The sequence below is a fragment of the Phytoactinopolyspora endophytica genome (assembly GCF_004138495.1).
Taxonomy (GTDB): Bacteria; Actinomycetota; Actinomycetes; order Jiangellales; family Jiangellaceae; genus Phytoactinopolyspora; species Phytoactinopolyspora endophytica.
Genome location: NZ_ML142851.1, coordinates 285,855 through 294,469 on the forward strand (window position 1 = coordinate 285,855; position 8,615 = coordinate 294,469).

At 62.9% G+C, this 8,615-nt stretch carries 7 protein-coding genes; 3 read left to right on the forward strand and 4 right to left on the reverse strand.

Features of this window, described 5'->3' with window-relative positions:
- Positions 1-938: serine/threonine protein kinase (locus ELR45_RS07125; protein WP_205856180.1), on the forward strand; the 938-nt coding region annotated here is incomplete at its 5' end.
- Between the two features lie 371 nt (positions 939-1,309).
- On the opposite strand, the gene ELR45_RS07130 is transcribed toward ELR45_RS07125, so the two are convergent.
- Positions 1,310-1,699 carry a PDDEXK family nuclease gene (locus ELR45_RS07130; protein WP_129664645.1) on the reverse strand — a complete coding sequence of 130 codons (390 nt, stop codon included), beginning with the start codon at positions 1,697-1,699 and terminating at the stop codon, positions 1,310-1,312.
- 136 nt (positions 1,700-1,835) lie between these two features.
- Here ELR45_RS07130 and ELR45_RS07135 point away from each other — a divergent pair, with 136 nt between their 5' ends.
- Positions 1,836-4,097, forward strand: coding sequence for an AAA family ATPase (locus ELR45_RS07135; RefSeq protein WP_129664647.1), 2,262 nt, complete (start codon positions 1,836-1,838; stop codon positions 4,095-4,097).
- Entirely contained in the window at positions 4,094-5,314 is a 1,221-nt protein-coding gene (locus ELR45_RS07140) for an McrC family protein (RefSeq protein WP_129664649.1), read from the forward strand. Before ELR45_RS07135 ends, ELR45_RS07140 begins: the two co-directional genes overlap by 4 nt.
- A gap of 17 nt (positions 5,315-5,331) precedes the next feature.
- Here the strand turns inward: ELR45_RS07140 and ELR45_RS07145 are convergent, their stop codons facing one another.
- From ELR45_RS07145 to ELR45_RS07155, 3 genes are all read right to left on the reverse strand, one after another.
- Positions 5,332-6,411, reverse strand: a complete 1,080-nt coding sequence (locus tag ELR45_RS07145; RefSeq protein WP_129664651.1) for a HigA family addiction module antitoxin — start codon at positions 6,409-6,411, stop codon at positions 5,332-5,334.
- A 15-nt stretch (positions 6,412-6,426) separates the two neighbouring features.
- Positions 6,427-6,726 carry a type II toxin-antitoxin system RelE/ParE family toxin gene (locus ELR45_RS07150; protein WP_165367557.1) on the reverse strand — a complete coding sequence of 100 codons (300 nt, stop codon included), beginning with the start codon at positions 6,724-6,726 and terminating at the stop codon, positions 6,427-6,429.
- 156 nt (positions 6,727-6,882) lie between these two features.
- Positions 6,883-8,532, reverse strand: coding sequence for an NERD domain-containing protein (locus ELR45_RS07155; protein WP_129664655.1), 1,650 nt, complete (start codon positions 8,530-8,532; stop codon positions 6,883-6,885).
- Positions 8,533-8,615: the final 83 nt, after the last annotated feature.

An 8,615-nucleotide genomic window follows, 5' to 3' on the forward strand; every position in this document is an offset into this window, starting at 1 on the left:
ACGTGCTCCCCGAACCTGACTCCGCGGAGGTCAGGTCGTCCGTCGGCGCCAAGGCGACCGAGTACGCAGTTGGCGACGTGATTGATGGGCGGTTCGAGATCATCGACATTCTTGGCCAGGGTGGATTCTCCACGGTCTACCGTGTCAGAGACGAGGTAGAGGGTGAGGAGCGGGCCTTCAAACTCTTCGAGAATGCCGCTGGATATGAAGCTGTCCGGCGCGAGATTGGTGCTCTTCGCAAGATCAACCACCCCAACGTCGTCGATGTGTTCTGGGCTGGCAAGACGAACACCGGCGACTGGTATCTCATCACTGAGTACGTCGAAGGCGAGTCCCTCGACGAGTATGCAATCGGCAAGCGTCACCTCCGCGATCGAGAGGCCATCGATGTCGCCCTCGACATTCTGGGTGCTCTAGTGGCGATTCATCCCGACTCCACTCGAATAGAGGAGCTTGAGCAAAAGAACCGCGAAAGTGAGCTGTCCGAAGCCGAGTACCACGAGTGGATGGAGCTCCAAGACAAGGGCCTAGTGCACCGCGACATCAAACCCCTCAACGTCATCTTGACCCGCACCGGAGCCAAGCTCCTCGACTTCAACATCGCGTCGCGAGTTGGCGACCCCGTGTACACCCAATCGGGGACGCCGCCGTACCAACCACCAGATGCCAACCTCACGCGGTGGGATGTCTCACCCGATCTGTTTGCTGTGGGTGTGATGCTGTATAAGTTGCTCTGCAACGGTCGCCATCCGTACCCTGGCTCACAGCCCATGGCTGGTGAGCATGCCATCGACCCACGCACAATTCGCGCCGACATGGATAGGGAGCTGGCGGAATTCCTGCTTAAGGCCTGCGCGCCCTATCGGAGTGAGCGATTCGCAACGGCACAAGAGATGAAAGACGCCCTCTCCACGGTCCGACGTTCGGGCACGGATTAGTGGTCGAAGCATGCCGGGGAAGGGTAACACCGCTGGTTCCTGCTTGTCAGGTCGACCCGGCTCGACAGCTTTGTCGAGTCCAGCACTGTGCCTGCTCCTTGCCAGCTGTTCGGCTATTTCCTCCCACTCGCGAGTCAGGGACACGACGTCGCACTGCGGTGGGCCCTTGGACTCGTTGGTTATCCGCATTTGGCCACCAGCACGTCGTCGGGAGTCAGCAGCTTGCACAGCAACTCCCAGACCCTGCGTCTGCTGATGTCCTGCAGGTGGCCGACGCGCTCTATCAAGCAGCCTGAACAGAGTCGATCACAGCGACGCTACGCAGACGGCCCTCCAGCGCCGCTGCCAAGCTGCTTGAGAGTGTCTTCTGGTCAAAGCCCGGTCTCTGCCCTGGCGTCTCGGGCCTCTCGAAAAGGGTGGGTGTGCGGAGCCAGCAGTGCTTCGAAGCCGGCCAGATCAAGTCGCCGAAGATACGCGGCGTACCCGAGAACCTGGGTCAGGACGGCGCGCCGGTCCGTATTGGAGGCGAGCTTGATCTCGATGATCATGGGTATGCCGGTGTCAGCCTCGACGGCGATCAAGTCTGCGTAGCCAGTGCCGCAACGAACCTCGCTTCCCAGCACGACAAGCTTCGGTGCTCCCGCCAGCGGAAGCATGGCCGGATTCCGTTCGATCAGGTCATGAAGTTGCTGCTCCTGGGCGAACCCGACTGGAGCGAGAGCGCGCCATACACCGTCGCTCTCAGACCAGATACCAGTCACGACACGACCTCCTAATTTGGTCACCGTCCCCAGACTCATTGTCCGGCATCGAACGTGCCAGATTCTTATATGAGTCCGACGTTTGTGCCACCATCGATGACATTGCGAAGATGGGCGACGCGAGAAGGAGCACGGCGTGAATAATCCGGCGGGACCCCGTGTACTTGAGTCGCCGAAGCCAGACGAGCACATACGTGCCGTGGGGCGCCGCATGTTGGAGAACGGCCTGAGTACGGGCGCGTCGTACCTGGAGCCACAGAGGAGCGCATGGTCGCTCGCCAGCGTCGAGGACCTGAGACGCCGCTACAACGAGCGACCTGACGAGAGCAGCGACAAGTTCCTCGTCAAGTTGCAGCGCCAACTCTCGGATGCGCCGGATTCGACGATCCTTCTGGCGGCCGAGCTTCTCATGCTTCATGCGCTGCCACTCTCGAATCTCACACGGGAGAATAAGCGGCGGCGGATCGAGACAGTCCTGGGATGGATGCGCGAGCCGGCCAGCTTGCCCCCTGATGTGATCGAGGCATTCGCTGAAGGTAGTTGGCACGGCGGTCAGGGCGCCAACCAGAATGTATGGCGATGGCTGGCCAATCTCGTGGAGTTTGTCGAAGCGTGGTGGACCATGCCAAGCGAAGAGCGAGCGCAAGCGCTGCGCGACCCGTGGACGTGGCGCGACATTATCCGGTCGGCCGAGATGCTGCCCTCGCTGCAAGAGTGCCTGCTCTACATCGCCTTTCCTCAGTACTTCTTACCGAGCGTCAGTACGTCGGACAAGCGGCGCATCCGCGAGGCGTTCAAGGACGTTAGCCAGCAAACGAATGACCACGATCGCGATCTGTTCGACATCACGCTCAATCTTCAGGAGCGTGCCGGTGGCGAGGTCGATTACTACCGAAGTCCGTACGTTGAGCAATGGCGCTCGCCATCTGACCGTGCCGCCCGTCGTGCATGGCTCGTTCGCCCTCGGCCGCCGCAGCTAGGTGACGATCACCATGCTGACCGGTGGCGGAACGAAGGATTTGTCTCGCTCGCTGCGGCCCACCTGAGCAATGTGGAGCCAGGCAGCGAGCGCAGCGTGGTGGCGGCAGCCGTAGAGGACGGCTATCAGCATTCCGACTACGCCCAGCGGCTCCGGCTCACCACGGAGTACCACAGTTTCCTGAGCCGAATGGCGCCAGGCGACCTCGTCGTCACCGTTCGCGATGGCAGTCTGTGGATCGGCGAGGTCACAGGCGAGGCGTCGTACGTTGAGAATGAGAGCCCCACTCTGACGCGATCGGTGGACTGGGTCAATCAGCCGTTCCCAGTCGAGGACCTGCCGACGTCGTTGGCGGCAGATCTCGATCAGCAAGGGACGTTGGTCGACCTGACCGGTGACCTCAACGCGCTCGATGCTCTGATCGCACTGGACGCGGACGTCGTCGATGAAGAGCCGGTGCTCCCATCAGACATTGAAGCGGACGTTCCCACACTGAAGAGGGCGACTACGGAGCTAGCCGATCATCTGAATGTCGAGCGGGAATGGTTGCAAGAGGCGCTCGATGTCCTTCAGGACCGCCAGCAGATGATCCTCTATGGTCCTCCCGGAACCGGGAAGACCTACATGGCGCGTGAGCTCGGCAGACATGTCACCGACCGGGACGCTGTGCAGCTGGTTCAGTTTCACCCGTCCTACACATACGAGGACTTCTTCGAGGGCTATCGTCCCGCCCCGATGTCGGACGGCGTGGTCGGTTTCAAGCTGCAGGCAGGCCCACTGAGACAGCTTGCCGCTGAAGCACGGGAGAACCCGACGCGGCCGTACGTCCTGATCATCGATGAGATCAACCGCGCCAACCTCGCGAAGGTGTTCGGTGAGCTGTACTACCTCCTCGAGTATCGGCGTGAGCCGGTTCTGCTTCAGTACTCGCCCGACGTCTCCTTCACGTTGCCGCCCAACCTGTTCTTGATCGGCACCATGAACACCGCGGACCGATCAATCGCCCTTGTGGATGCCGCTATCCGGCGGCGTTTCGCCTTCATGGAGTTCCATCCAGACGAACCGCCGGTGAAGGACATGCTGCGTACGTGGCTTCGAAAGGGTGACAAGGACCTCGACCGGGCGGACCTGCTGGATTCACTCAACGCCGCTATCGGAGATGAAGACCGCGACTTCAAGATCGGCCCGTCGTACCTGATGAAGCCGGACGCTGAGCGCGAGGGTGGATTGGCGCGAATCTGGCGGTACTCGATTCTGCCGCTTCTGGAGGAGCACTACTACGGGCGGATGAGCCGTGAGCAGGTCAATGAGCGATTTGGCCTGGCCACTGTCCGGGCGCGAGCGGTGAATGGCGCGGGCGGGGCCGACCCCGAGATCGCTGCAGATGCCTACGATTCTGATGCTGGTGAGGTCACATGATCCTTCGGCTGCGCGAACATGGGCCGCCGCTGGACGCTGACCTGAGTGGGGACGTCGCTGCCGCGCTGGTACGCAGCAGGATCGTCGACGTGACGCCGGTCAGTAGCGGCCGATGGCGGCTCCAACCGGCCAACAAAGTCGGCGCGGTCCGAGCCGGTGACGTTGAAGTGATTGTCGAACCCAAGATCGTGCCCCACAACCTGCTGTTCCTCCTGGGTTACGCGGTGAACCCAGGTTTCCGGCCGGATGACGTGGAGGCCGTTCAGCACGAGGACCTGCTATCCGTCATCGCCGAGTCATTGGCGCGGCACACCGAGCGAGCGACGCAACGTGGTGTCCTCCAGGGCTACATCACGGTGGACGAGGCATTGCCGCTTGTCCGGGGGCGCATACGAGCATCTGACCAGATGGCTCGGCGCCCCGGGATGCTCCTGCCGATGGAAGTGACATACGACGAGTTCTCGGCAGACATCCCGGAGAACCGCATTGTGCGGGGCGCCATACGCCGGCTTCTGACCGTGCCTCGGGTGCGCACTGACGTACGGCGACGCCTGGGTCACCTGGATGGACGGTTCGACGGCGTGACGACGCTGATTCCCGGTGCATCTTTACCGCAATGGCTTCCGTCCCGGCTGAACCAGCAGTATCTGCCAGCGTTGCGGCTGTCGGAGATTGTCCTGCGGCATCTCTCTGCTGAGATCGGACCACGAGGTGTGCGTGTCGCGAGCTTCGTCGTCGACATGGCGCGAGTCTTCGAGGACTTCCTGACGACTGCCATGCGAGAAGCGGCAGCTAGCCAGGTTGGTCGCATGGTCGGCCAGCACAAGGTCGATCTCGGCGTCGATGGCACGGTGCCTATGCGCCCGGACGTCGTGCACATGGTGGCCGGGCAGCCGCGGGCGGTCTTCGACGCCAAGTACAAGATGGAGAGAGACTCGCGGGGTGTGCCGGGTCCTGATGTCTACCAGATGCTGGCCTACTGCACAGCCATGCGGCTGCACCGCGGATACCTCGTCTACGCGAAGGGAGAGGGCAAGCCGCTGGTGCACCGGATCGTCCACACGAACCCGACGGTCGAGATTGTGCAGCGTCCACTTGATCTCACGTGCTCGGCGCCCGAGCTCCTCGAGCAGGTGAACGCTCTCGTTGTCGATGCGCTAAGCCGAGAGGGCGAAGTACAGCCGAGCGGCTCATTGGTACGTGGCAAATTACCGTAGGTGGCCAACAGAGGCTGTCACATCGGCCACGCTGACAGTTCGTTCCGCACCTTCGGAATGAGGTTGTTCAGATGGCTCCAGGGAAGCTTTCCAGAGTGCTGAAGGTGACCAATGAGGACTGCGGGGTGGACGCCGATCCGGTCTGCTTCGGCGATAACGCTGCCCCGTGAATACGGCGGAGTGATGGAGGGCGGTGTCGGCAGGCACCACTGTGCGGCCTGCTGATCCGCCTCTCTCTCACAAGCGTGCTCGCCCTCGGCACCGAGATCGATGTCGATGACGAAGCCTTCATTGACGTGACCCAGTACGAGATGCGCGATCTCGTGCAGCAAGGTGAACAACACGCTGTCCAGGCGATCGATCCGGCCGGAGAGGCCGATCACCGGTCCGTGGTCATCCACGAAGGCGGCGCCGTCGATCTTGCTACTTCGAAACGGAGGGACGTAGACGACTCTGACGCCAGTCTCCTCAATACGGAGAGGCACGAGCCGCAGGTCTCCTGGCGATGTGATGCTCTCGGTCAGGCCTGCTGAAAGCTTCACCAGAGCGTCATAGCTGAACGCGGCAGCTGAGCGTTGCGACGCGCGGCGATGTACAAGGGCGAGCCATGCTACTTGGGGAGGCGACAGCGGCTCGCCACGATCACTGCGGCGGGCGGCGATCGCGAACCGAGGTGTCTCCTCCAGCGCCGAAATCCCGAGCAGGGCGCGGATCGCTTGTTCCTGCTCGTCAAGACCGGTTGCTGGAACCTCGCCACGTTTAACCAGCTCGTTGACCGGCACGAGAGATCGTAGCTTGGCACGGCGCTGCACGTCGGTCAGTTTGGCGGTAGCAGGTTCGTTGCCAAGTTTCCACAGTCGGTAGGCGTCCTGCAGCCGTAGCCAGGTCTCCGGCGTCGTGCCAGTTGCTGCTGCGATCTCAGTTGCCGTCTCGGCAGTGATCTCCTTGCGATCATTGAGAATCTCGGACACCACCTGGGACGGACGTCCGATGATTTGGGCGAACTCCGCACCGGTCCAGCCGCGGGCCTCGAGTTCGTCTCGTAGGTACTCGCTGACCGGGAACACCTCGGCGGGCACCGGGTTACGTGTTGTCATCTCATCCCACCTCCTTCAGTGGTAGTCCACGATCTCGATCACGACAACGATCTTGCCGTCGTCGTCGGTGTCGAAGCGAAGTATCAGCCGGTACTGACCGTTGAGCCGGATGGAGTGCTGGCCATCCCTGTCGCCCTTCAATTTCTCTAGATGTAGCGCCTTGTGCTGCCGGAGTTCGAACTCATTGGTGGCAGCACCGATGAGGTTCACTTTTTTGCGGAAGGACCGGACGAGGTCGCGACCGAAGCGTGGGTGGTTGAATCCTGCTTCTTCATACAGTCGACGCAGGTGCTCGTCATCGAACGCAAGGCGCACAACCTCCCTCCAGCCCTTCACCCTTTGGGTGAAGCTAAGTATATGGGTGATGCTTGTCGTATGCGATCACATTGATGTCGGAGCACTGACTGCAAGCGCGCCGTTGATCTTGGCCGCGACGCGCTCCGCGGCAGTTCATTTGAGTGAGCGCCAGCCTCACGACGAACAGAGCCTGCGGTACACATCGTCGCCGCCGACGTGACGGATGTGGTCGGGGTCGCCGATGACGACGAGTAGGTCACGAGCGCGGGACAACCCGACGTAGAGGCGTTCTCGGGAGCGGTCGCGTGGTTCGTCCTCATTGAGCGCAAGGACGACGCAGCGCCTCTCCATGCCCTTGAAGCCGAGCACGTGACCGTAGAAAACCTGATCGGTGTCCCAGAACGTCCGCCAGTACTCGTCCTGCCCGGCGGCCTGCCGAGTGACCTGCTCGGGGTGACGGCTACCCGTGGTGAGCAGCGCCAGATCCTCGGGGCGCCAGCCGTCGTCGAGGAGCGTGTCAACCTCGTCGTCGGCGCACTCGACGGCGTCGGACGCGTAGGACGGGATGAATCGCACGTCGGGGCCGTCGCTGCCGAGCAGTCGCATCGGCATCGGGGTCAGCGGGGTAAAGACTTCCCCGATCTGGCGAGTGTTGCGGATGTTGTGGTCCAGCACCAGCGGCACCAGCGCGATGGGCGGCCTGCCGAAGCGCTGGAACACGCGCTGCCCGTCGTCGGTGAACGCGTAGACGCCGCCGGTCTCGTCGTCGCGAAGGGCGGCGAGCAACGCCGGCCACCACGACTCGGCGAAGTCCTGTGCCTCATCGACGACGACGGCGTCGAACCGCTCCTCGTCGTGAAGAGCCGCGCCCAGCTCCACCATCTGCGCAGGAAGCCAATGCTCCCAGTAGTCGGAGTCGTCGTCCGTGCCTGGCGCCGCGCCCCACTGCATGCCCAACGTGTGGAACTCGCCGACGTACGCTGGCTGCTGCCCGAGTGGCCAGGTGGCGACGGTGCGGCGCATGAATTCGGCCAACCCACGTGAGTAGCAGGTCAGCACTACCCGCTGCCCTGCCCGTGCGAGCCGACGCGCCTGTTCCATCGCCAGCCACGTCTTTCCGCTGCCAGCACCGCCGCGGACTTCCACCCGGTTGAGCAGCTTGACTGCGTCCAGAATCGTGGCCTGATCTTGGGTGAGCTGCTCGGTCACCACCTCGCGTTCCAGCGCGAGCGAGACCAGGTCGCGCTGGGGAAGGCTGCGCCCGCGCAGGATCTCGGCGATCGTATCGGCGTCGTCCGCATCGGCCAGGCGGTACCGGTTCTCCTGCTGTACTGGGATGTCTCGCAGCCGCTGTGCAAGGGCATCGAGGTCGTCACGTCCGGAGACCATCCAGCGAGGACACTGCGGGTGGGAAAAGTCGCCGTCGATCGCTGTGTACGGAAAGACCAGCGCATGCGCCCATCGGACCCGGCCGCCGCCGACCCGCGCTGCCCAGCGCGGGTCGCTCTCGACATAACTGCGCAGCGCGTACTTCGTCTTGAGTACCTGCTCGACCGGGTTGATCCGCCGCCGCCTGCCGCCACTGCGCTCGACCCACCACGAGTCGCCATCGTGGGAGACGATGCCACCTTTGACCTCCACCACCACGACGCCCGAGCCGGGCATGATCACCACCAGGTCGGCCTCGTGGTCCTTGACCTCGTCGGTGATGCGTAGATTGGCTGCGAGCACGTCGTCGGGATTCAGCTGCTCGCACAGCCGCTCCCACACCAGGCGTTCGCTCCCAGTGTCGAAACGCGTGTGCTCCGGGACCAGCAGCGGCACGGATCCTCCTTCATTTGCGATGGGCTATCTCGCGAACGGCCCCTTCCGGCCGTGGGCCCCACCGGGCCACGGCCGGAAGGCGA